Annotated in this window: 20 protein-coding genes and 2 pseudogenes; 17 read left to right on the top strand and 5 right to left on the bottom strand. The window is 72.5% G+C overall.

Annotated elements, in window-relative coordinates; translation table 11 throughout:
- Positions 1 to 73 precede the first annotated feature (73 nt).
- The gene (locus F8271_RS11590) at positions 74 to 1,216 is read left to right on the top strand and encodes a polysaccharide pyruvyl transferase family protein (protein ID WP_151489700.1); all 1,143 of its coding nucleotides are present in this window, start codon (positions 74 to 76) and stop codon (positions 1,214 to 1,216) included.
- A gap of 9 nt (positions 1,217 to 1,225) precedes the next feature.
- On the opposite strand, the gene F8271_RS11585 is transcribed toward F8271_RS11590, so the two are convergent.
- Positions 1,226 to 1,432, bottom strand: coding sequence for a hypothetical protein (locus F8271_RS11585; RefSeq protein WP_151489699.1), 207 nt, complete (start codon positions 1,430 to 1,432; stop codon positions 1,226 to 1,228).
- An 87-nt stretch (positions 1,433 to 1,519) separates the two neighbouring features.
- Complete coding sequence (locus tag F8271_RS11580; RefSeq protein WP_225854432.1) at positions 1,520 to 1,789, bottom strand: hypothetical protein; 270 nt, start codon at positions 1,787 to 1,789, stop codon at positions 1,520 to 1,522.
- A 183-nt stretch (positions 1,790 to 1,972) separates the two neighbouring features.
- On the opposite strand from F8271_RS11580, the pseudogene F8271_RS34145 reads away from it, so the two are divergent.
- The 3 genes and pseudogenes from F8271_RS34145 to F8271_RS11570 all read left to right on the top strand — a co-directional run.
- A pseudogene (locus F8271_RS34145) lies at positions 1,973 to 3,031 on the top strand (ATP-dependent helicase); the annotation flags it as partial.
- A 108-nt stretch (positions 3,032 to 3,139) separates the two neighbouring features.
- A pseudogene (locus F8271_RS11575) lies at positions 3,140 to 5,308 on the top strand (DEAD/DEAH box helicase); the annotation flags it as partial.
- Positions 5,308 to 6,204 carry an SWIM zinc finger family protein gene (locus tag F8271_RS11570; protein WP_151489697.1) on the top strand — a complete coding sequence of 299 codons (897 nt, stop codon included), beginning with the start codon at positions 5,308 to 5,310 and terminating at the stop codon, positions 6,202 to 6,204. The pseudogene F8271_RS11575 and the gene F8271_RS11570, both read left to right, overlap by 1 nt.
- Before the next feature lie 25 nt (positions 6,205 to 6,229).
- Here the strand turns inward: F8271_RS11570 and F8271_RS11565 are convergent, their stop codons facing one another.
- On the bottom strand, positions 6,230 to 6,487 hold the full coding sequence (locus F8271_RS11565) for a DUF3040 domain-containing protein (protein ID WP_139586530.1): 258 nt from the start codon (positions 6,485 to 6,487) through the stop codon (positions 6,230 to 6,232).
- Between the two features lie 431 nt (positions 6,488 to 6,918).
- On the opposite strand from F8271_RS11565, the gene F8271_RS11560 reads away from it, so the two are divergent.
- Genes F8271_RS11560 through F8271_RS11540 form a run of 5 tightly spaced genes read left to right on the top strand, consistent with a single transcriptional unit; the run spans position 6,919 to position 13,213 of the window.
- Entirely contained in the window at positions 6,919 to 9,009 is a 2,091-nt protein-coding gene (locus tag F8271_RS11560) for a DUF1800 domain-containing protein (protein ID WP_151489696.1), read from the top strand.
- Between the two features lie 8 nt (positions 9,010 to 9,017).
- On the top strand, positions 9,018 to 10,400 hold the full coding sequence (locus F8271_RS11555) for a DUF1501 domain-containing protein (protein WP_151489695.1): 1,383 nt from the start codon (positions 9,018 to 9,020) through the stop codon (positions 10,398 to 10,400).
- Complete coding sequence (locus F8271_RS11550; RefSeq protein ID WP_151489694.1) at positions 10,397 to 11,815, top strand: ferric reductase-like transmembrane domain-containing protein; 1,419 nt, start codon at positions 10,397 to 10,399, stop codon at positions 11,813 to 11,815. Before F8271_RS11555 ends, F8271_RS11550 begins: the two co-directional genes overlap by 4 nt.
- An 11-nt stretch (positions 11,816 to 11,826) precedes the next feature.
- Positions 11,827 to 12,441 (top strand): FMN-binding protein, encoded by a 615-nt coding sequence (locus tag F8271_RS11545; protein ID WP_151489693.1) that lies wholly within the window; start codon positions 11,827 to 11,829, stop codon positions 12,439 to 12,441.
- A 49-nt stretch (positions 12,442 to 12,490) separates the two neighbouring features.
- Positions 12,491 to 13,213 (top strand): FAD:protein FMN transferase, encoded by a 723-nt coding sequence (locus F8271_RS11540; protein WP_151489709.1) that lies wholly within the window; start codon positions 12,491 to 12,493, stop codon positions 13,211 to 13,213.
- 263 nt (positions 13,214 to 13,476) lie between these two features.
- Here F8271_RS11540 and F8271_RS11535 read toward each other — a convergent pair whose 3' ends face one another.
- Positions 13,477 to 14,148 (bottom strand): bifunctional DNA primase/polymerase, encoded by a 672-nt coding sequence (locus tag F8271_RS11535; protein WP_151489708.1) that lies wholly within the window; start codon positions 14,146 to 14,148, stop codon positions 13,477 to 13,479.
- Positions 14,149 to 14,398: 250 nt separating this feature from the next.
- Here F8271_RS11535 and F8271_RS11530 point away from each other — a divergent pair, with 250 nt between their 5' ends.
- The 7 genes from F8271_RS11530 to mctP all read left to right on the top strand — a co-directional run bounded on the left by F8271_RS11530 (position 14,399) and on the right by mctP (position 21,096).
- Positions 14,399 to 15,628 carry a helix-turn-helix domain-containing protein gene (locus F8271_RS11530; RefSeq protein ID WP_151489692.1) on the top strand — a complete coding sequence of 410 codons (1,230 nt, stop codon included), beginning with the start codon at positions 14,399 to 14,401 and terminating at the stop codon, positions 15,626 to 15,628.
- A 16-nt stretch (positions 15,629 to 15,644) separates the two neighbouring features.
- Positions 15,645 to 16,217 (top strand): flavoprotein, encoded by a 573-nt coding sequence (locus F8271_RS11525; RefSeq protein ID WP_151489691.1) that lies wholly within the window; start codon positions 15,645 to 15,647, stop codon positions 16,215 to 16,217.
- A gap of 93 nt (positions 16,218 to 16,310) precedes the next feature.
- Positions 16,311 to 17,177, top strand: coding sequence for a Nif3-like dinuclear metal center hexameric protein (locus tag F8271_RS11520; RefSeq protein ID WP_151489690.1), 867 nt, complete (start codon positions 16,311 to 16,313; stop codon positions 17,175 to 17,177).
- The gene (locus tag F8271_RS11515; RefSeq protein WP_151489689.1) at positions 17,174 to 17,911 is read left to right on the top strand and encodes a zinc ribbon domain-containing protein; all 738 of its coding nucleotides are present in this window, start codon (positions 17,174 to 17,176) and stop codon (positions 17,909 to 17,911) included. The genes F8271_RS11520 and F8271_RS11515 overlap by 4 nt, the downstream gene beginning before the upstream one ends.
- A gap of 3 nt (positions 17,912 to 17,914) precedes the next feature.
- On the top strand, positions 17,915 to 19,042 hold the full coding sequence (locus F8271_RS11510; RefSeq protein WP_151489688.1) for a bifunctional RNase H/acid phosphatase: 1,128 nt from the start codon (positions 17,915 to 17,917) through the stop codon (positions 19,040 to 19,042).
- 162 nt (positions 19,043 to 19,204) lie between these two features.
- A complete protein-coding gene (locus F8271_RS11505) occupies positions 19,205 to 19,447 on the top strand; it encodes a DUF3311 domain-containing protein (RefSeq protein WP_151489687.1) in 243 nt (80 codons plus the stop codon).
- Positions 19,447 to 21,096 carry a monocarboxylate uptake permease MctP gene (gene mctP, locus F8271_RS11500; protein ID WP_151489686.1) on the top strand — a complete coding sequence of 550 codons (1,650 nt, stop codon included), beginning with the start codon at positions 19,447 to 19,449 and terminating at the stop codon, positions 21,094 to 21,096. The genes F8271_RS11505 and mctP overlap by 1 nt, the downstream gene beginning before the upstream one ends.
- A 286-nt stretch (positions 21,097 to 21,382) precedes the next feature.
- On the opposite strand, the gene F8271_RS11495 is transcribed toward mctP, so the two are convergent.
- Positions 21,383 to 21,844: a MarR family winged helix-turn-helix transcriptional regulator gene (locus F8271_RS11495; RefSeq protein ID WP_151489685.1), complete on the bottom strand. Its 462-nt coding sequence runs from the start codon at positions 21,842 to 21,844 to the stop codon at positions 21,383 to 21,385.
- Positions 21,845 to 21,898: 54 nt separating this feature from the next.
- Here F8271_RS11495 and F8271_RS11490 point away from each other — a divergent pair, with 54 nt between their 5' ends.
- Positions 21,899 to 23,122, top strand: coding sequence for an MFS transporter (locus F8271_RS11490; RefSeq protein WP_151489684.1), 1,224 nt, complete (start codon positions 21,899 to 21,901; stop codon positions 23,120 to 23,122).
- The last annotated feature ends 122 nt before the right edge of the window (positions 23,123 to 23,244 follow it).

Raw genomic sequence — 23,244 nt, 5'->3', positions numbered from 1 at the left:
CGGTCTCCCCGGCAGGACTGTTCACCTGCCCAGCGGGAAACCCGCGCAGACCGCACCTGGGGAGGAGCGACGGATGACGCACGGCGCCGGACTGACCATCGGTGTGCTCGGCTCGTACGGTGGCCGGAACCTCGGCGACGAGGCGATCCTCACCGGTCTGCTGACCGACCTGCGCACGCAGGAACCGAATGCCCGGATCATCGTTTTCTCTCGCAACCCGGAACACACCCGGGCCGCCCATCCGGACGTCGAGGCGGTGCCCTGGGAGGGCGTCAGCCGCACCGACTCCGCTCTCGTGCTGGCCCAGCTCGACCTGCTCATCCTGGGCGGCGGCGGGATCCTCTACGACCGGGAGGCCCGCCGCTACCTGCGGGTCGTCCGGGTCGCCCAGGAGCGCGGCCTGCCCCTGATCACGTACGCGGTGGGGGTCGGGCCGCTCAGTGACGCGGTGGACACCGGCATGGTCCGGGAGACGTTGGCCAGCGCCACCCAGGTGACGGTCCGGGACCAGGAGTCCCGGATGGTGCTGGAGGAGGCCGGACTGCTCAACCCGATCACGGTCACCGCCGACCCGGCGTTCCTCCTGGAACCGGCCGACTTCCCGGCCCACCTGCTGGCCGAGGAGGGTGTGCCGGCCGGCAAACGCCTGGTCGGCATCAGCGTGCGGGAGCCGGGACGGGCCGCCGAGCGCCTCGACGTGGACGGCTACCACCGGTTGCTGGCCCAGATCGGTGACTTCCTGGTGCACCGGATCGACGCGTACGTGCTGTTCGTGCCGATGGAACGCGACGACATCCGACACTCGCACGGGGTGCTGTCCCACATGGTCGCCGCCGAGCGGGGGCGGATCCTGCACGGCACGTACTCGCCGGAGCAGATCCTCGGGCTGATGCGCCACTTCGACCTGGCCGTCGGGATGCGCCTGCACTTCCTGATCTTCGCGGCGATGGTCGGCACACCGTTCCTGCCGCTGCCGTACGCCGGCAAGGTCTTCGACCTGGCCCAACGTCTCGGTGTGCCGGCGCTGCGCGGCGTGGAACGGGAGGTCGAGGGCCCGCTACTGGCCGAGGTGGACCGGCTGTGGGACGAGCGGGAGCAGCGCGCCGACGCCACCGCCCGACGGGTCGCGGAGGTGTGCGAGCAGGCCCGGGGCACCTCCGAGGTCACCCGCGGCGTGCTCGACAGCCTGCGCAACCAGACCCTGACCCGGGTCTGAGCCGGCGGGTCACATCGCCGGGCCGGTCCACCGGTAGCGCCACTCGCGGGACTCCTCACGGGCGTTTTCCAGCTCGTAGATCTGCGCCTGGGCCAGGCCGCCGGACCCGAGGTGGTGGTGGGTCAGCGGCGGGCGGCCATTGGTGTCCAACTCGACGGTGACGGTCTGCCCGTCCGCCGTGCCGCCGACGAGGAGGATCTGCACGGATGAAGCCATGCGCCCATCCTGCCCGTCGTGTCGGCCGCCCGCAGCGGTTAGCGGGGCAGCGCTGGAGCTGTTCCGTCGCTAGGGTCGGTGGATGGATCAGAGGATCGATCCGACGCTCGGCCCGGTCTGGCCCGCCGGCCCCGGTGGGCTGGGGCGGGGGTCCGCGCCGAGGGTGTCCACCACCCGTACCCGCAGGCCAACCGCCGTGGCGGCGAGCGCCACCCCGGCGCCGGTGTTGCCGATCCGCAGCTCGATCGGCTCGACGGTGTGCGAATCAGCGGCCGGTAACGGCAGCGCCGGCACCCGCACCCGCACCCGCACCCGCACGTCGACCCCAAGTCCGCCAACAACGACCAGGTCAACCATGCCCCCGACGCTAACCCGTCGTAACCCCCACCTCCACCCCACGCAATCTTGCACTTTTTGTCGCGGCGAAAGGTGCCTCTCACGCACAACGTCGACACAAAGTCCAAGATCGCGTAGGTGGGGTGCGGAAGCTCGTCCACGAGGCCGCCTATCCTGGGCGCGGGCGGCGACGAGGGGGAGCAGGTGCTGGTCATCCACGGGCTGTGGTTGCCCGGCGACGGCTCGGCCGGCGGCCTCGCCGTCTGGGGCGAGGACAGCGGCGCCGCTCCCGCTCCGACCCGCTCCGGCCGGCCGCCCCGGGAACGCCCGCACCCCTTCGCCGCCGGGCACGCCGACCTGGTCGCCGCCCTCGCCGACGCCGCCGAGCCGGCCCGTCCGGACACCGCGCTGGTCACCCTGCCCACCCGGGCGGGCGCGCCGACCGACTCACCCGAGCTGATCCGGACCGCCGTCGCACCCCCGGCCCGCGGCCGGCTCACCCTGGCCGGGTGGCGGGTGCCCATCCTGGTGTACGCCCCGGACGACGCGCTGCCGCTGCTGCGTGCCCTGGACGACGTCCCGGTGGTGCCCGGCGCGACCCTGCGCCACCTCGCCGAGCTGGCCGACTTCGCCACCGACCTGGTGGCCCGGGGCCGCGTCCTCCCGGGCGTCAGCACGACGGGTCCTGACACTGAGGCGACCGCGCGGGTGGCTGGACCGCTGCTGGCCGGGGATGGGGCCGAGGTGACCGCGCGGGCGGCCGGACCGCTGTCGGCCGGGGACGGCGCTGTGGTGACCGCACGGGCGGTGTGGCGTCCACTGCTGACCGGCACCGACGCCGGCTGGGCGCGGTCGCTGGCGTTGGCCCTGCCGCCCGCCGCCCGGGCCACGGCTGGCCCCGACGGCACCGAACTGGCGGCCGAGGCGCTGGTCGCGGACGCGTTGGACGCGTTGACCGACGCCGCCGCGCGGGCCGCCCTCGCGACCACCACGCTGGCCCGCGGGGTGCGCCCGGGCGGCCCGGCACCGGCCTGGCTGGCCGCGCTCGCCGGCCCGCACCGCGAGTTCACCGTCGATCCGGCGGCGCTGGACACGTTGCGCGGCGAGCTGGACACCTGGCAGCGCGACGCCGCAGGCGGCCCGGTGCGGGCCAGCTTCCGCCTGGTGGAACCGGCCCCCGACGAGGTGACCGAACCGATCCTGGCCACCCGCCCGGCCGCCACGGTGCCGACGGCGGCCGACTCCGTGCCGACGGCGGTGAACGCCGTGCCGACGGCGGTGGACACCGTGCCGACGGCGGCCGACTCCGTGCCGACGGCGGCGGACACCGTGCCGACGGCGGTCCACACCGTGCCGTCGCTGGTGGACGCCGCCGGTGCCGGGCGGTGGCGGCTGGAGTTCGGGTTGCAGCCGGCCGACGAGCCGGGCCTGCACGTCGACGCCGGGCAGGTCTGGCGGGCACCGCAGACCCTCGCCGGCCTCGCCGGCCGTACGGCGAGCCCGCAGGAGACGCTGCTCGCCGAGCTGGGCCGGGCCAGCCGGCTCTGGCCGGACCTGGACTCCGCGCTGCGCACCGCCGCCCCCGAGGCGATGGAGCTGGACGTCGAGGGCGCCCACCGCTTCCTCAGCGAGGGTGCCCCGGTGCTGCACGCCGCCGGGTTCGGGGTGCTGCTGCCGTCCTGGTGGCAGCGCCGGTCGGCGCGACTCGGGGCCCGACTGCGCGCCCGCAGCCGCACCGCGCCCGGCACGGTGGCCAGTGTGGACGCCGGCGTCGGACTGGACGCCCTGGTCGACTACCGCTGGGAGGTGGCGCTCGGCGACCAGCCGCTGACCGCCGACGAGTTGGCGGCGCTGGCTGAGCTGAAGACCCCGCTGGTGCGGCTGCGCGGCCGGTGGGTGGAGCTGGACCCGAGCCGGCTCGCCGCGGGCCTGCGCCTGCTCCGCTCGGCGGGGGAGCTGACCGTCGCCGACCTGCTCCGCCTCGGGCTGACCGACGGCGACGACACCGGGGCGCTGCCGGTGCTGGAGGTGACCGCCGACGGGGCGCTGGGCGATCTGCTCGCCGGTGCCGTCGAACGGCGGCTCACCCCGCTGGACCCGCCGCCCGGCTTCCGGGGCACGCTGCGGCCGTACCAGCAGCGGGGGTTGGCGTGGCTGGCCTTCCTGCGGTCGCTCGGCCTGGGCGGTGTGCTCGCCGACGACATGGGACTGGGCAAGACCGTGCAACTGCTCGCGCTGCTGGCCGGGGATCCACCGGACGCCGGGCCGACACTGCTGGTCTGTCCGATGTCACTGGTCGGCAACTGGCAGCGGGAGGCGGGCCGATTCACCCCGGAGCTGCGTGTGCACGTACACCATGGTGCGGAGCGGGCGCGGGGGGCGGAGTTCACCGCGGCCGCACACGGCGCGGACCTGGTCCTCACCACCTACTCGGTGGCCGCCCGCGACGCCGCCGACCTGGCCGGCATCGACTGGCACCGGGTGGTGGTGGACGAGGCGCAGGCGATCAAGAACGCGTCCACCCGGCAGGCCGAGGCGGTCCGCGCGCTGCCCGCCCGGCAGCGGGTGGCGGTGACCGGCACACCGGTGGAGAACCGGCTCGCCGACCTCTGGTCGATCATGCAGTTCGCCAACCCGGGCCTGCTCGGGCCGGCCGCGACGTTCCGCAAGCGGTTCGCCGAGCCGATCGAGCGGCACGGCGACGCCGAGGCGGCCGAGCGGCTGCGCCGGATCACCGGCCCATTCGTGCTGCGCCGGCTCAAGACCGACTCGTCGATCATCTCCGATCTGCCGGAAAAGCTGGAGATGGAGGTGCTCTGCAACCTCACCGCCGAGCAGGCCGCCCTGTACCGGGTGGTGGTCGACGACATGCTCGCCCGGATCGAGACCAGCGACGGCATCGAACGACGCGGGCTGGTGCTGGCCACCATGACCCGCCTCAAGCAGGTCTGCAACCATCCCGCCCAGCTGCTGCGCGACGGCTCACCGTTGGAGGGCCGCTCCGGCAAGCTGGCCCGGCTGACCGAGATCCTGGAGGAGGTCCTGGCGGCGGGGGAGCGGGCGCTGCTGTTCACCCAGTACGCCGAGTTCGGCGCGATGCTGCGCGGCCACCTGTCGGCGCGCTTCGGCCGGGAGGTGCTGTTCCTGCACGGCGGCCTCGGCAAGGCCGAACGGGACGCCATGGTCGAGCGTTTCCAGTCGGCGGACGGCCCGCCGCTGTTCGTCCTCTCCCTCAAGGCCGGCGGCACCGGGCTCACCCTGACCGCCGCGAACCACGTGGTGCACGTGGACCGCTGGTGGAACCCGGCGGTGGAGGACCAGGCCACCGACCGGGCGTTCCGGATCGGGCAGCGTCGGCGGGTGCAGGTCCGCAAGTTCGTCTGCGCCGGCACGGTGGAGGAGAAGGTGGCCGCGCTGATCGCCGACAAGCGCAACCTCGCCGAGCGGGTGGTCGGCACCGGCGAGCAGTGGATCACCGAGCTGTCCACCGGGCAGCTGCGTGACCTGTTCAGCCTGGAGGCCGGAGCGGTGGTGGAGTGATGAGCACCGACCGCTTCGCCGACTACGGCCGTCCCCGCCGGGTCGACGGTGGACTGCGGGCGCGCAGCGCCCGAGGGGCGATCGGCCGGTCCTGGTGGTCGCGGCGCTTCCTGGAGGTGCTCGAGTCGTTCGCGCTCGGCACCCGGCTGACGCGGGGCCGGTCGTACGCGCGGGCCGGTCAGGTGCTCCGCCTCGACATCGCGCCGGGGCGGGTCAGCGCCGAGGTGCAGGGCTCCCGACCGCGGCCGTACGAGGTCTCCATCGCGCTGTCACCGTTCCCGGCCGCGCTCTGGACCCGGATCGAGGAGGAGTTGGCCGGACAGGCGTTCTTCAGCGCCCGGTTGCTCGCCGGGGACCTGCCCGACGAGCTGGAGGAGCTGTTCGTCGCCGCCGGCGCGCCGCTGTTCCCGGCCCGGGTGGAGGAGCTGACCCAGCGGTGCAACTGTCCCGACTTCGCGGTGCCGTGCAAGCACCTGGCGGCCACGTTCTATCTCCTGGCCGAGGCGTTCGACGCCGACCCGTTCGAGCTGCTGCACTGGCGCGGCCGGTCCCGGGCGGCGCTGCTCGACCAGCTCCGCGCCCGTCGCGCCGAGGCCACCGGTGCACCCGTGCCACCACCCGAACCGTCCACCCTGGACGTGTCGCCGTCCGTTGTGGACGCCGCCCCGGTCGGTACGGCCCGGGCGTTAACCGGCCTGTCGGCGATCCCGATGGCGGCGGCACTGGACCGGTTCTGGTCGCCGCCCGTGCCGCTGCCCGACCGGCCGCCCCGACTGGCGACCGGCCCCGACCTGCTGCTGCGTCAGCTCGGCCCACCGGCGCCGAGCATCGGCGGGCCGGGGCTGCTCGAACGGCTGCGCCGCGCGTACCGGGCGTTCGGCCCGGCCGACCGCTGAGCCGTCACGTGCACCGGCTGAGCCGTCACGTCCACCGGCGACGGAATCGCCACATGATCGCGGCGTTCGCCACCAGCACCACCGCGCAGATCGCCCCGGCGAGCCGGCCGGCGAACACGGTCATCGCCGGCAGCGACGCCCACAGCACGATCGTCAACAACATCAGATAACGGCCCCGTCGGGCCCGGACCCGATGGTCCAGCCGGGCGAAGAAGGCCGGGTCACTCTCCCGGAGCTGACGGGTGATCTGGTCGAACCTGCGCTGATCCTCTTTGCTGAGCATGGCGCTGCCTTCCCCTCACGCGTTCAGCGGTCCGGCGGCATACCCGCTGCGGTGGCCGCTCACGCTCACCCGCTGCTGGTACTTTTCCCTCGCGCGAGAGCACTTCACGTCTGGCTTATCCGAACCTTAAGTTTGCCTGTGGTGCCGAACCGCGCGGAAAGTGCCGCGTACGACCGCGCGGTCCGATCCGTGCCCGGCTGCCGCACGTACGCCCTGCTGAGAAGGTGCGCGGCCCGCCTCGGCGCGCGGCCCGGCGCGGATGTCGTACTGAGGGCTGTCTTAAGTGCCCGCACGAGGGCGTTCGGGCTGCCTTGAAGGCACCTGAGCGCTTGGTTACCTTGCCGTAGCAACCCCCTCAGGCAACAGTCGCCGCACCTGCCGCACCTGCCCGGTCGCAGCTTCCGGCGCTCATCAGAAATCGGGATTGGTACATGGCCGACCAGAATGTGCCACCACGCCGACCGCGGGACGACCGCGGTTGGGACGGACGCCAGCACCACACCGCGGACGGGTACGCCGAGCACCACCCGTCCGCGCCGTACGGGTACGACACGCCCCACCCCTATCAGGGCGGCTACCCGGCGCAGGCCGACCCGCGCGAACAGTACGTCGACGGCTACGCACGGCCCGCCCCCGCCCCGCGTGGGCCGCAGTGGGTCGGCCCGGAGGGTCTCGGCCGTCCGGCCCCCGCCCGCACGGCCGGCACCGGACTGCCCACCCTGGACGATGACGACGAGCCGGGCCGCAAGGTCGGCCGGCGCAGGGCCATGGTCGCGCTCGGTGGCACCGCCGCCGTCGTGGCCGGTGGCGCGGCGCTCGCCATGAACCCGCAGATCCGCAGCCTCTTCGGTGGCGAGGCGGCGGCCGGCGACGCGACCGGCAGCACGGTGACCGACGGCACCGCGGCGCGGCCCAGCGGCCAGCAGCCCAGCACGGTGCGCACCTACACCGAGCAGAACGAGAGCTACATGGGCTCCCGCGCCGGCGAGGCGCTGAAGAAGAACGCGCCCACCGGCGGCCGGACCTTCTCCGGCCCCGCCGCCGCGGCGGCGGAGACCCAGGTGACCGTCAAGACGGTGCTGGCCAAGGACCCGATCCTGCACCTGGCCCGCCGGGCCACCTTCGGCGCGACGCCGGCCGTGGTCGCCGACATCAAGAAGCTGGGCATCGACGGCTGGATCCGCGCCCAGATGGAACCGGACAAGCTGGAGCCGAGCAAGGCCGAGCTGAAGCTCGCCGAGTTGCCCACCCAGAAGCTCGACGTGCAGCAGTTGCGCGCCCAGCGGGACCAGCTCAACGAGCAGGGCGCCCAGCCGGAGCGGGAGATGGTCGACGCCACCATCGCCCGGCAGATCTGGTCCAAGCGCCAGCTGTTCGAGGTCATGGTCGACTTCTGGAACGACTTCCTGCACGTCGCCGTCGACTTCGACGGCGGCGAGGTGTACCGCAACTCGTTCGACAAGGACGTCGTGCGCAGGCACGCCCTGGGCAGCTACCCGGAGATGCTGGTCGCCGCGAACAAGCACCCCGCGCTGCTGATCTACCTGAACCAGAAGGACTCCCGCAAGGACGCCATCAACGAGAACCTCGCCCGGGAGAACCTGGAGCTGTACTCGGTCGGCGTCGACGGCGGCTACAAGGAGCCGGACGTCCGGCAGGCGGCCATGCTGCAGACCGGCCGCGGTGTCGACGACAAGGGCAAGTACGTCTTCCGGCCCGAGCAGCACTATGTCGGCAAGGTGAAGATCCTCGGCTTCACCCACGCCAACAACTCGTCGGACCCGAAGAAGGCCGAAGCGGCCATCGACGCGTACATCACCTACATCGCGATGCACCCGTCGACCGCGAAGTACGTGGCGCAGAGCCTGGCCACCCGGTTCGTGTCGGACACCCCGCCGAAGTCCCTGGTGGACCGGCTGGCGAAGACGTACACCACCAACAAGGGCATGATCAAGCCCGTGCTGATGACGCTGTTCAGCTCCTCGGAGTTCTGGGCCGCCGTCGGTCAGAAGGTGCGCCGGCCGATGGAGTACCTGGTCGCCACGTACCGCACCCTGGGTGTGTCGCCGGACGCGTCGCCGAAGCACAACAACGGTGACAACAAGCGCACCCCGTACGCCCGGGGCCTGCGGCAGATCCACGACAAGATGCGCGAGCTGGGCCACTTCCCGATGGGCCAGCCCACCCCCGACGGGTACCCGGACGTCTACGTCGCGTGGACGTCGGCCGGCACCATGCTCAACGGCTGGAACGAGGCCGGTGAGATCGTCGCCGGTTACCGGACCACCTTCACGTTCACGGCGCCGGAGAAGTTGGTCGCCAAGCCGCCGGCGACGGCCGGCGCGTACGTGGACGCGCTCGCCCAGCGCCTGGTGAACCAGAAGCTGAGCACCCGGGAGAAGAACCTGATCCTGGGCGTGGCCGGTGTTTCGGCGACCGCCAAGGTCGACGCCACGTTCAACGGGGCCATCACCGCCGTCGCGCGGGCGATCCTCGCTTCCCCCCAGCACCACCTCCGGTGAGGCACCCGATGGAGACGACTGTGTACAACTCATTCCCCCTGCACCCCGAATGCCCCGACCTGCGGCGGCTGGCGGACAACCCGACCGAGGCCCTGCTGCGCGCCGAGGCCGACCTGGTCGCCGCCGAGAACGCGGCCGAGGCCGATCGTTACCGCACCCTGGAGGACCTGGAGGAGGCCCAGCAGGACGGTCGCGGCGTCACCCGGCGTACCTTCGTCGCCGGTGCGGCGGCCACCGCCACCGCGCTGGCCACCGCCCAGTTCGTCACCACCTCGGCGTCGTTCGCGGCGACCAAGACCGGCACCCTGATCCACGTCTTCCTCTACGGCGGGCTGGACGGGCTGAGCCTGATCGCGCCGGACAACGACCCGGTGCTCGCCAAGGCCCGCCCCGACCTGCTGCTCGGCAACGACTCGCTGGCCCTGGGCCGCGGCTTCAAGCTGACCAGCGCGTTCAAGCCGCTGGAGAAGTGGCTCACGGCCGGCCAGTTGGGCTTCATCCCGGCCGTGTCCGACGAGCGGCTGTCGCGCAGCCACTTCCAGGCCGCGGACGCCTGCAACCTGGGCGGGCTGCCCAACGAGACCGGCGGCCGGGGTTGGCTCGACGGACTGGTCGACAACCTCGGCAAGGGCACCGCGTTCCGCAGCGTCGGCATCGGCAGCACGCTGCCCCGCTCGCTGGTCGGCAACAACGGCGCGATCTCGCTGAACAACGTCGGCTCCCTGCGGCTCAACGGTGACGATCGGTTCCGGGCCGCCACCGAGAAGGCCATCAAGGGGCTCTTCACCGGGATCAACCACCCGGTCGAGGAGGCCGTGCAGGAGGGCATGGGGGCGCTGGCCACCGCGCAGAAGCTCGCCGCCAAGCCGTACCAGCCCGTCGAGGGCGTCAAGTACGAGGGCGTCGGCAACGCGTTCCAGCAGCTCGCGCAGCTCATCAAGGGTGGCGCCAACGTGCGGGTCGCCACGGTCGGGATGGGTGGCTACGACACCCACGAGAACCAGGGCACCCGTGAGGGTGGTCAACTGCACCGCCGGTTGAACGAGCTGGCCAGCGCGATGGCCGCGTTCTTCACCGACCTCGGCCCGCAGGCCGCCGACGTGACGATCATGGTGTCCAGCGAGTTCGGCCGCCGGGTCGGCTCCAACGGCGGCGGCACCGACCACGGGCACGGCGGCGTGGTCACCATCCTGTCCGGCAAGAAGCTGGCCGGCTCGCTGCTGGGCACCTGGAACGGTCTGGACAAGCTGGACTCCGGTGACGTGCCGGAGTACAACAACATGTTCAACGTCTACGGCGCGGTCGCGCAGGGCCGGTTCGGGCTCACCAACGCGGAGGTCGACAAGGTCTTCCCCCGCCAGAAGTACGCCCCGATGAAGCTGTACGCGTGACGCATTCGCACACCCACGCCGCCGGCCGCCGCACCGGGACCTCGTCCCGGCACGGCGGCCGGTCGGCGGTACCCGTACCCCCGCAGATCCCGGCCCGGCGCGGACCCGGCGGCCGGCGGCTGCTGGCCGCGCTGCTCCTGGTCGGGTTGCTCGCCAGCGTGCTGCCCTGGTGGCTGGGCACCCCCGCCGGTTCGCTGAAGTCCACCGCGGCCACCCTCAGCGCGGCAGGTCGGATCACCGGCCTGGTCGCCGGCTACCTGCTGCTCGTGCAGGTGCTGATGATGAGCCGGCTGTCGGTGCTGGAGCGCTGGATCGGCGGCGAACACCTGAGCCGCTGGCACCGCGATGTCGGTGCCACCCTGCTGGTCGCGGTGCTGGCGCACCTGTCGCTGATCCTCGCCGGGTACTCCGAACTGCGTAAGCAGTCGATCCTCGCCGAGGTGGGCACGCTCCTCGGCGAATACGAGGACATGGTCTCGGCGTTCGTCGCCGCCGGCATCATGATGCTGATCGGGTTCAGCAGCATCCGGGTGATCCGGCGCGCGCTGCCCTACGAGATGTGGCACCTGCTGCACCGGTCCAGCTATCTGGTGCTGCTGCTCGGGTTCGGGCACCAGTTCACCCACGGCGCGCAGCTCTACCGGCCCGGTCCGGTACGCACCGGCTGGATCGCGATGTACGTGCTGGTGGTCGCCGCCCTGCTCTGGGGTCGGGTGATCGCGCCGCTGGCGTTCAACCTGCGTCACCAGCTGCGGGTCGCCGACGTGGTCGCGGAGAGCCCGGACACCGTCTCCATCTACCTCACCGGCGAGCGACTCGACCGGCTGGCGATGCTCGGCGGTCAGCACTTCCGCTGGCGGTTCCTCACCCGCGGCTGCTGGTGGCAGTCGCACCCGTTCTCCGTCTCCGCCGCGGCCAACGGCCGTTGGCTGCGGCTCACCGTCAAGGTGGTCGGCACGCACACGGCGGACCTGCGCGACCTGGACCAGGGCACCCGGGTCTGGGCGCAGGGCCCCTCGGGCACCTTCACCGCCGCGCACCGGGTCCGCGAACGGGCGCTGCTGATCGCCGGCGGCAGCGGCATCACGCCGATCCGGGCCATGCTGGAGGAGCTGCCGCCGGGCGCCGCGCTCATCTACCGGGCCCGCACACCGGCCGACGTGCTGCTCAGCCGGGAGCTGGACTGGCTGGCCCAGGAACGCGACACCTCCCTCTGGTACGTCATCGGCTCCCGCGACGACCCCGGCCCCCGCCAGCTGATGAGCCCCGACGGGTTGCGTCAACTGGTGCCCGACGTGGCCCGACGCGACGTCTACCTTTGCGGGCCGCCCGGGCTGGTGGAACAGTCGGTGCGCGCCCTGCGCCGGGCCGGCGTCCCCCGCCGGCAGATCCACCTGGCCACCTTCGAGTTGTAGGAGGGCATCGCATGCGTCGCGCGTTCCTCGCGATCACCGGCCTGGCCGCCAGCACCACCGCGCTGGTGGTGCTCAAGGGTTCACCGGAGGCCACCCAGGTCGCCCAGAACCTGCCGAGCGGGCAACCGGTCAACCCCGCCGGACCGGGCGCCGACCCGAGCGCCGAACCCGCCGCCGATCCGGCGGCGGCCGCCTCGACGCCGTCGGCGGCCCCCGGCGCGCCCTCGTCGCCCACACCCACCAAGACCACCACCGCCCGCCCGTCCGGCACCAAGACGACCACGAAGGCCCCCAGCGCCCCACGGACCACCACCAAGGCGCCGCAGTCGACCACCCGCCGGGTCACCGGAGCCGGCTTCGACGCCAAGGACGGCAGCGAGACGTACGGGTACGTCCAGGTCCAGATCGTCGTCTCCGGCAACCGGATCGTCGACGCCGTGGCGCTGTCCCTGCCCAGCGGGGGTGAGTCCGACATCCACAGCGGCGACGTCCGCAGCAGCTACGACGGCAGCGGCGGCGAGGTGGTGCGGAAGCAGAACGCCAACCTCAACACCGTCTCCGGTGCCACCGCGACCAGCAACGCCTACAAGCAGTCCCTGCGGGCCGCCATCGAGCAGGCGTTCTGACGTGCCGGCGGCGCTGATCCGTCCGGGGTTGTGCCGGGTCGAGCAGATCATGGGTACGACGATCACGCTCGACCTCGCCGACGACCTGCCACCGGCGACCCTGCGCGAGCTGGCGGACGACGTCTTCGCCTGGATGCGGGAGGTGGACGGCCGGTTCAGCACGTACAAGCCGGACAGCGAGGTGTGCCGCTTCGACCGGGGTGAGGTGCTGCTCTCTGAAGCGTCGGCGGACCTGCGGTTCGTGCTGGAGGCGTGCGCCGACCTGTGGGGCGCCACCGACGGGTTCTTCGACGCCTACGCCACCGGCCGGCTCGACCCGTCCGGGTTCGTGAAGGGCTGGGCCGCGCAGGTCGCCTCCGACCGGCTGCTCGCCGCCGGGGCGGGCAACCACTGCGTGAACTCCGGCGGCGACGTGCGGGTGCGGGGCCTGTCCCCGTCGGGGGAGCCGTGGCGGATCGGCATCCGGCACCCGTGGGACGCCATGGCGACCTGCCTGGTGCTCACCGGGACGGACCTGGCCGTGGCCACCTCGGGCGTGTACGAGCGGGGACGGCACGTGCTGGATCCGCGCCGGGGCGTGCCGGCCGGTGGGCTACGGTCGGTGACGGTGGTCGGCACCGACCTGGGCGTGGCCGACGCGTACGCCACCGCCGCCCTGGCCATGGGCGTCACCGGGATCGGCTGGCTGGACCGCCTCGACGACCACACCCACGCCGTCGTCACCGACGACGCCCGGCAGTACCACTCGGTCAGCCTCCCGCTGACCGACTAGCGGAGCGGGCGGTGCGTGCCGGCGGGACGGGAACCGGTGGGGCGGGGGCGACCGGGGCGCGAGCCGGACGGCCGGGTGCCGGCCCAGCGGTGTCCTGGGTGGCTGCGCCGGGGCGGCTCGGTGCCGCCGGGATGAGGCGCTCTGTCGTCGGTGGACATCGTTCCCCCGTTCGTGGCGCTCGTCCGCGCCGTCCCCCTGTCAACGAGGACCGGCGCCCCGGCGACGCTGTCGGGCACCGGATGGATCGGCCGCCGGTCGTGGTGTCACATGCCCCGCCGGGGCAGTGGCAGGTGACCGGGGAGCAGGTCGGGTGCGAGCGTCACACCGTTGGCACGCAGCGCCTCGATCAGCGTGTTCTGCACGAGGTACGAGTCGGGGAGTTGCCAGCGGGCCTGCTCCGGGGCGACCGCCCAGCGGACCGGCCCCTCCGGCAGGCGGGTGGGTGGGGCGGGAATCCACGAACCCGGCCCGTGCCGGACCACGTGGAAGCAGTGCTCCAACTCGGGGCGCAGCGGATCACCGGGGCGGACCAGGAACATCCACCGTCCGGTGGGGGTGACCAGCACCGGCCCGCGTACGCCGGTGCCGGCCGGGTGGATCTGCACCGCGTCGAGCACGGGCCGGCCGAGGTTGGCGTGCACCTCCAGCACGTCGAAGGCGCGACCGGTGGGCAGCAGCACGCCGTGCGGGCGGGTGCGCCACCAGGTGGCGACCCGGGCCGGGTCGGCGCTGGCCGCCAGCTCCCAGTTCTCCAGGGCGGGGTGGCAGCCCACGGTGGGGCAGCCGGCCCGGCCGCAGACGAAGCGGCTGCGGGCCAGACACGCCCCGGGCGTGACCTCCCACCCGTGTGTGGCGTAGCGCATGGCGACCCGGCGCAGCCGGACGCGTTCCAATGGCGACAGTTCGGCGACGCGCGGTGCGACGTTCCCCCACATGTGTGCCATCTCCCCTCGTCGGGCCCGGCGGATGCCAGGTCGCGTGTCGAGCACCGTCACTGCCGTAACCCACGATCGTTGAGGTTGACGAACGGCTCGTGCAACTTGCACGAAAAGTACGAGGACTGGCTGTACGGCTGACGCACACTCTGTGCGACCAGCGAAAACTTCAAGACGGACGACGGATCGCCGCACCCGCGGACATCGTCGCGGCCCGATGGGCCGGCCGCGCCAGGGGAGGGATGGGGAGATGGACGAGCTACCCATAGGGCGGCGAGTGGCCTACTGGCGGGGGCGGCGCAAAATGTCGCAGCAGGTCTTCGCGGACCGGCTGGGCAAGTCGAAGAGCTGGGTGGACAAGGTCGAGCGGGGCGTCCGCCGGCTGGACAAGTTCTCCGTCCTCTACGAGATCGCCGACATCCTCCAGATGGACGTCCAGCTGCTCCTGGGCAAGGACCCGGAGCGGCGCGCCGACGCGCTGAACTGCATCGACCAGGTCGAGGTGCAGGAGATCCGGGCGGCGCTGGAGCGGTACGACTCGATGAGCGCGTACTTCGACGCGGCGCCGTCCCCGCCGCCGTTGGACGACATGCGCAAGGCCGTCAACCACGCCTGGCTCACCTACCAGTACGGCCGCTACGGCATGCTCACCCGGGCGCTGCCCAAGCTGCTGCGCGACGCGCAGGCGGCCGACGCCGCCTACGGCGGGGACCGCGCCGCGGAGGCGGCCCACCTGCTCGGGCAGGTCTACCAGATCGCGTCCTCGGTGCTGCGCAAGCTCGGCGAGTGCGAGCTGGCCTGGCTGGCCGCCGACCGGTCGATGGCGGTGGCCCAGCGGGCCGACGATCCGCTGCTGGCCGGCATCGCCACCACCCGCGTCTGCAACGCGCTCGTCGCGATGGGCCGGGCCCGCCCCGCGCTGGAACTGAACGTCCAGATCGCCAACCGGCTGGCACCCGCCAGCGGCACCGAGGTGTCCCCGGCCCAGCTCTCCGTCTACGGGATGCTGCTGCTGCAGGGCGCGATGGCGGCCTCCCGCATCGGTGACTCGGCCAGCGTCGACGATTTGATCAACGGTGCCGCGGAGGCCGCCGCCCGGCTCGGCGGCGACCACAACCACTACTGGACCTCGTTCGGCCCGACGAACGTTGAGCTGCACCGGGCCGCCGCCGCGGTGGAACTGGGCGACGGGGGCCGGGCGGTGGAGGTGCACCAGTTGCACATCGTGGAGCCCGCGTTCAACGCGTTGCTGCCCGAACGCCGCGCGCACCACCTGCTCGACATCGCCCGCGGCTACGCCCAGATCGGCGACGTGGCGAACGCGGGTGAGGCGCTGCTGCGCGGTGACCGGCTCGCCGCGTCGGAGATCCGCTGCCGGCCGATCGCGCACGAGGTGATGTCGGACATCCTGCGTCGCACACGTGGTGCGCCGCCTTCTCCGATAGCGGAGTTGGCTGAGCACATGGGAGTAGGGGTATGAGCGCGGAGCCGGTTTGATGGCCGGTTCACCGCGCACCAGCACGCACCGTGAGGTGCTCTATGTCATCGCCTGCGGTTCGCCGCTGGCCCGCGAGGTCGGACATCTGGTCGGCCTGGCCCAGCAGGACGGTTGGGACGTCTGTGTGGTCGTCACGCCGGACGGGGCCAAGTTCGTCGACCAGGCCGCCCTGGTCCGGCAGACCGGCCACCCGGTGCGGACGCACTACAAGAACCCGGGTGACCCGGACGTCCTGCCGCCCGCCGACGCCATGATCGTCTGCCCGGCCACCGTCAACACGGTCAACAAGTGGGCGGCGGGAATCGCCGACACGCTCGCGCTCGGGCTGCTGGTCGAGGCGCAGGGCAAGGGCATCCCCATCGTGGCGGTGCCGTACACCAATGCCGCGATGGCCGCCCACCCGGCGTTCCGGGCCGGCGTGGCCCGGCTGGCCGACTGGGGTGTCACGATGCTCTTCGGCGACCACGTGGTCGCCCTGCACCCGCCCGGGACCGGCGAGCAGCACCTGCACGCGTTCCCGTGGCAGGTGCCGTTGGCGGCGCTGCGCAGCGTCTCCTGCCGCGCCGCCTGACCACCCGGCGGGCGTGCCGGCACGTCGCCCGCCCGGCGCGGTCGGGCCGGGCGTCGCCGCCCGACGGCCCGTACGCCGGTAAGCTGGCCCGCCGTGAGCACAATCGGATCCACCCCCACGGTGACCGACGTGGTGGCCGAGTTGGAACGGCGCTACCCGCCGGTCTGGGCGGAGGAGTGGGACCGGGTGGGCCTGGTGCTCGGCGAGCCGGCCGCCCCGGTCCGCCGGGTGCTCTGCGTCGTCGACGTGGTGCCCGAGACGGTCGCCGAAGCCCTGGCCGTCGGTGCCGACATGATCGTCGCGCACCATCCGCTGCTGCTGCGCGGGGTCTCCTCGGTCGCCCCGACGACGTTCAAGGGGCGGATCGTCCATCAGCTGATCCGCGCCGGGGTGGCCCTGTACGTGGCGCACACCAACGCCGACGTGGCGTCCCCGGGTGTCTCCGATGCCCTCGCCGCCCGGTTCGGCCTCACCGGGCTGCGCCCGCTGCAGCGACCCGCGCCCTCCTCGCCCGCCGCCGGCGACGACCGGGGGTTCGGCCGGATCGGTGAGCTGCCCCGCCCGATGACCCTCGCCGAGCTGACCCGGCACGCCGCCGCCGTGCTCCCCGTCACGTCCTGGGGAGTTCGCGCGGCGGGGGATCCCGGGCGTATGGTTCGTACCCTCGCCGTCAGCGGCGGGTCGGGGGACAGCTTCCTCGGCGCCGCGACCGCCGCCGGGGTGGACGCGTTCCTCACCGCCGACCTGCGGCACCATCCGGCCGGCGAGCACCTCGCCGCCGATGGTCCCGCCCTGATCGACGCCGCCCACTGGGCGACCGAACGACCGTGGCTGGACGACCTGGCCGCCTTCCTGCGGCAGGCGCCGGGCGTCGAGACGCTGGTGTCCGACCTGGACACCGACCCGTGGACCGTGCACGCCGCCGCACCCGTTGTGGACGACAAGGAGCCCCGACCGTGAAGGCTGACCCTCAGGTGCAGCGCCGCCTGCTCGACCTCCAGGCGATCGACACCAACCTCGCCCAGCTCGCCCACCGCCGGCGTTCACTGCCGGAGCGGGCCGAGCTGGAGGCGCAGGCCCGGGAGCTGTCGTCGCTGGAGGACGAGCGGGTCCGCGCCCAGGTGGCGGTCGACGACCTGGACCGGGACATCGCCCGGCTGGAGAAGGACGTCGAGCAGGTCCGTGCCCGCAAGGAGAAGGACCAGAACCGGCTGGCCGCCGGCACCGGCCCGGCCCGGGAGCTGGAGGCGCTCCAGCACGAGCTGGTCTCGCTGAACCGGCGTCAGGGCGACCTGGAGGACGCCGAGTTGGAGCTGATGGAGCAGCGGGAAACCGCCCAGGGCGTGCTGGACGGCGTGGAACAGCGACTGGCCGACACCCGGGACAAGCGGGCCGCGACCGAGCAGCGTCGGGACGACACGCTGGCCGAGATCGCCAAGGAGGAGGAGTTCAAACGGGGCGCCCGTCAGCCGCTCGCCGCCGACCTCCCGTCCGACCTGGTCACCCTCTACGACAAGATCCGCGAGGACACCGGGCTGGGCGCCGCCCTGCTCACCGCCGGCCGCTGCGGCGGCTGCCGGTTGGAGCTGTCCGGCGCCGACCTGGCCCGGATCCGCAAGGCCGCCCCGGACGACGTGGTCCGCTGCGAGGACTGCCGCCGGATCATGGTCCGTACCAACGAGTCGGGTCTGTAGGTCGTGGCGCCGCGCGTGGTCGTCGTCGAGGCCGACGGCGGGTCCCGGGGCAATCCGGGGCCGGCCGGCTACGGCGCGGTGGTGCGTGACCCGGAGACCGGCGAGGTGCTCGCCGAGCGTTTCGAGTCGCTCGGCACGGCGACCAACAACGTCGCCGAGTACCAGGGCCTGATCGCCGGGTTGACGGCCGCCGCCGAGCTGGGCGCCGCCGAGGTGGACGTCCGGATGGACTCCAAGCTGGTGGTCGAGCAGATGTGCGGCCGGTGGCAGATCAAGCATCCCGGCCTGCGTCCGCTCGCCGCCCAGGCGGCCGGGCTGGTGGGCCGGTTCACGGCGGTGCGGTTCGGGTGGATCCCCCGCGGCCAGAACCGGCACGCCGACGCGCTGGCCAACGCCGCGATGGACGCCGCCGCGGGTCGCCCCCCGGCGGCGACGCCCGCCGCCGCACCGACTGTCGGCAGCGACCCGGCGACCGCGCCGGCGTCCTGGGAGCCGCGGCCGAGCTTCACCGCGACCCGGCTGATCCTGGTCCGGCACGGCGAGACCGAGTACACCGAGCAGCGGCGGTACTCCGGCCGCGGCGACGTGCCGCTGTCCGAGCGCGGCCGGGCCCAGGCCGTGGCCACCGGCGCCCGGGTGGCCGCGCTGGCCCCGTCGGTCGCGGCCGTGCTCAGCTCACCGCTGTCCCGGTGTACGGCCACCGCGGCGGCGATCGCCGGGGCGCTCGGTGACGTGCCGGTGCGCACGGAGGACGATTTGATCGAGTGCGACTTCGGTCAGTGGGAGGGGCGCACCTTCGCCGAGGTCCGCGAGCGGTGGCCGGGGGAGATGGACGCCTGGCTCGCCTCGCCCCGCGTCGCCCCGCCCGGCGGCGAGTCGTTCACGCACGTCGCCGAACGCGCGCACCGCGTGATCGCCGGGCTGCTCACGGCGTACCCCGGGGAGACCGTGGTGGTCGTCTCGCACGTGTCGCCGATCAAGCTGGTGCTGCGCGACGCCCTCGCGGCCGGCGACGGCTTCCTGCACCGGCTCTTCCTGGACGCGGCCGGCATCTCGGTGCTCGACAGGTGGCCCGACGGTGGCGTCGCGGTGCGCACGGTCAACGACACCGCCCACCTCGCGGCCGGCTGAGCCGGCCCACCGTCCGTTCGCCCGGCTGGTCGGCCGCGCCGTTTGGCGCAGCCGGTCGGCCGTTCGGCGCAGCACCTCCCGAGTGATCCACGTGACGGCGGTCACAGAGTCGTAGCCTCCGGCCGTTACATCGAGAGCCTCGACTCCCCGGAGGTGTGTCAGATGGCTGCACCGGAACCGGAGGCGCCCACCACGGCGCCGACCAGGGCGAAGGACCACAGCCCCTGGAACTGGTTGCTCTTCGTTCCCATCGTGGTGCCGCTGATCCCGGTCTTCTTCAATGGCGACTCGCCCCGGGTCTTCGGCTTCCCGCGCTTCTACTGGCTGCAACTGGCCTTCATCCTGCTCGGCGTCGGCACCACCACCCTGGTCTACCAGATGACCAAGAAGCGGGGTGACTCCTGATGTGGCGCGACCATCTCACCGAGATCATCGTCTTCTCCCTGCTGTTCCTCCTGGTCAGCGCGATGGGCTTCGTGGCCGCCCGCTGGCGGGCGCCGAAGGACATGGCGCACCTCGACGAGTGGGGGCTGGGTGGGCGCAGCTTCGGCGGTTGGATCACCTGGTTCCTGGTCGGCGGTGACCTCTACACGGCGTACACCTTCGTGGCGGTGCCGGCGCTGATGTTCGGCGCGGGTGCGGCCGGGTTCTTCGCCGTGCCGTACACCATCGTCATCTACCCGCTGGTCTTCCTGGTGCTGGTCCGGCTCTGGTCGGTGTCGCACCGGCACGGGTTCGTCACGCCGGCCGACTTCGTCCGTAACCGGTTCGACTCGCCGGTGCTGGCGCTGCTGATCGCGATCACCGGGATCGTCGCCACCATGCCGTACATCGCGTTGCAGCTGGTCGGCATCGAGGCGGTGCTCAAGACGATGGGCGTCACCGGCGACAACGCGCTGGCCCGGCACCTGCCGATCATCATCGCATTCGCGATCCTCGCCGCGTACACCTACCAGTCGGGGCTGCGCGCTCCGGCGTTGATCGCGTTCGTCAAGGACAGCCTGATCTACATCGTCATCCTGGTGGCGGTCGTCTACCTGCCGTACAAGCTGGGCGGCTGGGGGGACATCTTCGCCGCCGCGGACGCGAAGTTCGACGCCTCACCCAACCCGAACGACGGCATCCTGCTCAACGGCAACAACCAGCTCCAGTACGTCACGTTGGCGCTCGGTTCGGCGTTGGCGCTCTTCCTCTACCCGCACAGCATCACCGGCGTGCTGGCCAGCCGGAACCGCGACGTGATCAAGCGGAACATGTCGGCGCTGCCCGCGTACAGTCTGCTGCTCGGGTTGATCGCGCTGCTCGGCTACATGGCCATCGCGGCCGGGGTGAAGCCGCTGCCCGGCGCATCGGCTGGCAGCGTGGACAACAACACCATCGTGCCGCTGCTGTTCGATCAGCAGTTCCCGGACTGGTTCGCCGGTGTGGCGTACGCGGCGATCGGTATCGGCGCGCTGGTCCCGGCGGCGATCATGTCGATCGCGGCGGCGAACCTGTTCACCCGCAACATCTACAAGGAGTACCTGAAGCGCGACGCCTCCCCGGCCCAGGAGGCGAACGTCTCCAAGGTCGCCTCGCTGGTGGTGAAGGTCGGCGCGGTCGCCTGCATCGTCTTCCTCGACCCGCAGTTCTCCATCGACCTCCAGCTCATCGGCGGCGTCATCATCCTGCAGACGCTGCCGGCCGTGGCGCTGGGCCTCTACACCCGCTGGTTCCACCGCGGCGCGCTGATCGCCGGCTGGGCGGTCGGCATGGGCCTGGGCATGTGGATGCTCTACCAGGTCGCCAGCCCGACCCGGAAGCACTTCGGTGGCTCGGCGTTCCCGCTGTCGGAGTTCGGCTTCGACACCGCCAGGACGATCTACGTCGGCATCGTGGCGGTGCTGGTGAACCTGGCCGTCGCGGCGCTGCTGACGCTGGCGTTGCGGGCGGCGAAGGTGGCCGAGGGGGTCGACGGCACCACTGCGGACGACTACTTCGCCGACGAGGGCGACCCTCGGGTCACCCCGGGCACCGAGAGGAACGCCGACTCGGCCCGCGAACCGGTCGCCTGACCTCGGGTACGCCCGGGTGCCGACGTGCTCGGCGCCCGGGCGTACCCGTTCCGCCCCGACCGTGCGGGCCTCGCGCGCTGCTCGCGCGCTACGGGTGTCGCCCGGGCGCTGCGGGTGCTGCGGGTGTTGCTCGGACGCTTTGGAGTTGATGTCGCAAACGAATCAGGGGTGTTCCGGCTCGGCGGATTAATCACGGGCGGCTCGGCGCGGCCGGCAGCGCTTCAGTGAAGTCAGGCGCGCTTTGGCGCGATCCGGCGCGATCCGGCGCGCGTTGCCGCACGGTCGGTCAGCGGCGGCGGTTGCGGGTCACCAGGGCCTGGTTGAGGCGGCCCAGGAGGGTGGCCAGGCTGGCCCGGTCCTCGGTGCTCCAGTCGGCCAGCATGTCGCCGTAGAGCCGGGTGCGGGCGGCCTGCACGGCGGCCATCCGTTGCAGGCCGGCCGGGGTGGGGGAGATGACCGTGCCGCGTCCGTCCGTCGGGTCGGGGGCGCGGACGATGAGGCCGTCGCGTTGCAGGGCGGAGACCTGCCGGGTCACCGTCGAGCCGTCCAGGTTGAGTCGGGCGGCGAGCGCCGAGACGTTCTGCGGGCCGGCGTCGGCCAGGTGGCGCAGGATGACGTACGCCGCGCGGTCGAGCACCCGGTGCTCGGCGGTGCCGGTGGCCCGCCGGGTGGCCTCGCCGAAGCGCATCAGCAGGGCCACCTCGGTCTCGATCTGGCCGAGGGTGCTCTCGTCATCGTGGTCGCTCATAGTTGTATGATACAGACTAAATGACTGTACGATACAGCTAATTGAGGAGTTGGAGTGGATCGGCGTTCCGAACCGAACCGCAGTGCCATCTACGCCACCACACTGGTGGCCTTCCTCGCCATCGCCGGCATCGCCGTCGTCGACCCGATCCTGCCGGCCATCGGCGACGCGATCGGCGTCACCGCCTGGCAGGTCGAGCTGCTGTTCACCGCGTACATCGCGGTCATGGCCCTCGGCATGATCCCGGCGACGCTGGCCAGCGGCCGGTTCGGTTTCAAGCCGGTGCTGATCACCGGCGTCTCCGTCGTCGGCCTGGCCGCGATCCTCGCCTCGTTCAGCGACAACATCGTCCAACTGTCGGTGCTGCGCGGCGTCTGGGGGCTGGGCAACGCGATGTTCTTCGCCACCGCCATGGTGGTGCTGGTCAACCTCGCCGTCGACCGGGAATGGGTGGTCGGCCTCTTCGAGACCGCCCTCGGGCTCGGCTTCGCCGTCGGCCCGCTGATCGGTGGCCTGCTCGGCGAGGTCAGCTGGCGGCTGCCGTTCTTCGTCTGCGGCGTGTTCATGGTCGTCGCCCTCGGCGTGGCCGCCCGCAAACTCCGCGAGCCCACCAACCGGCAGGCCCCGGTACGCCTCGGTCAGATCTTCGCCACCTACCGCCGCCCGGCGTTCGTGGCGCTCTGCGTGGTCACCGCCGCGTACAACTTCGTGTTCTTCGTGGTCCTCGGCTACACGCCGCTCTTCCTCGGCCTCGACGTCATCCCGCTGGGGCTCGCGTTCACCGGCTGGGGGCTCGGCCTGGCCGCCGGCATCCTGGTCATCGGCCACCGGCTGGCCCACCGGATCGGCGCGGTGCAGACCGTCGGCGTCGCCATCGCCGGGCTACTGGTCTGCATGATCCTGTTCGCCACCTCGCACTCCACCGCCGAGGCGCTCGTGGTGCTCGTGCTCGCCGGCCTCTGCATGGGGCTCGCCAACGCCAACCTCACCGACCTGGCGCTCGGCCTCGGCTCCAGCGACCGCAGGCTCGCCACCGGCGCGTTCAACCTGGTCCGCTGGGGTGCCGCCGCACCGGCGCCGATCATCTCCGGCAAGCTCGCCGAGCACTCGCTGTCGCTGCCGTACTGGGTCGGTTTCGGGGTGCTCGTCGCTGGCGTGCTGGTCTACCTGGCCTTCGCGCACCTGATGGCGGCCGGCTACGGCGAGCGGGTGCTCTGGTCCCGCTGGAACCGCGCCGCCGCCGACACCGAGCACGAGCCCGTCGGCGAGACATGCTGACCAGATCGCGCCGTCCGGCTCAAGATCCGCGCACTTTCGGGGATACTGCTGCCTCAACGCCGACCGAGGCAGCAGTATCCCTGAAGTTGCGTGGACCTTGAGGAGCGTCGGGGTGTCGGGGT

It is taken from the genome of Micromonospora sp. ALFpr18c (genome assembly GCF_008868155.1).
Taxonomy (GTDB): domain Bacteria; phylum Actinomycetota; class Actinomycetes; order Mycobacteriales; family Micromonosporaceae; genus Micromonospora.
Note: the sequence above shows the minus strand (reverse complement) of the source record. Positions and strands in the feature narration are given on the sequence as shown.

Bases quoted from the DNA above. Each gene is read 5' to 3' on its own strand.
- F8271_RS11535 (WP_151489708.1), bottom strand. From the start codon at position 14,148: ATGTGGGGGAACGTCGCACCGCGCGTCGCCGAACTGTCGCCATTGGAA.
- F8271_RS11560 (WP_151489696.1), top strand. From the start codon at position 6,919: ATGGCCGACCAGAATGTGCCACCACGCCGACCGCGGGACGACCGCGGT.
- mctP (WP_151489686.1), top strand. From the start codon at position 19,447: ATGTGGCGCGACCATCTCACCGAGATCATCGTCTTCTCCCTGCTGTTC.
- F8271_RS11590 (WP_151489700.1), top strand. From the start codon at position 74: ATGACGCACGGCGCCGGACTGACCATCGGTGTGCTCGGCTCGTACGGT.
- F8271_RS11540 (WP_151489709.1), top strand. From the start codon at position 12,491: ATGGGTACGACGATCACGCTCGACCTCGCCGACGACCTGCCACCGGCG.
- F8271_RS11570 (WP_151489697.1), top strand. From the start codon at position 5,308: ATGAGCACCGACCGCTTCGCCGACTACGGCCGTCCCCGCCGGGTCGAC.
- F8271_RS11585 (WP_151489699.1), bottom strand. From the start codon at position 1,432: ATGGCTTCATCCGTGCAGATCCTCCTCGTCGGCGGCACGGCGGACGGG.
- F8271_RS11525 (WP_151489691.1), top strand. From the start codon at position 15,645: ATGGCCGGTTCACCGCGCACCAGCACGCACCGTGAGGTGCTCTATGTC.
- F8271_RS11555 (WP_151489695.1), top strand. From the start codon at position 9,018: ATGGAGACGACTGTGTACAACTCATTCCCCCTGCACCCCGAATGCCCC.
- F8271_RS11565 (WP_139586530.1), bottom strand. From the start codon at position 6,487: ATGCTCAGCAAAGAGGATCAGCGCAGGTTCGACCAGATCACCCGTCAG.
- F8271_RS11545 (WP_151489693.1), top strand. From the start codon at position 11,827: ATGCGTCGCGCGTTCCTCGCGATCACCGGCCTGGCCGCCAGCACCACC.
- F8271_RS11530 (WP_151489692.1), top strand. From the start codon at position 14,399: ATGGACGAGCTACCCATAGGGCGGCGAGTGGCCTACTGGCGGGGGCGG.
- F8271_RS11580 (WP_225854432.1), bottom strand. From the start codon at position 1,789: ATGGTTGACCTGGTCGTTGTTGGCGGACTTGGGGTCGACGTGCGGGTG.
- F8271_RS11495 (WP_151489685.1), bottom strand. From the start codon at position 21,844: ATGAGCGACCACGATGACGAGAGCACCCTCGGCCAGATCGAGACCGAG.
- F8271_RS11505 (WP_151489687.1), top strand. From the start codon at position 19,205: ATGGCTGCACCGGAACCGGAGGCGCCCACCACGGCGCCGACCAGGGCG.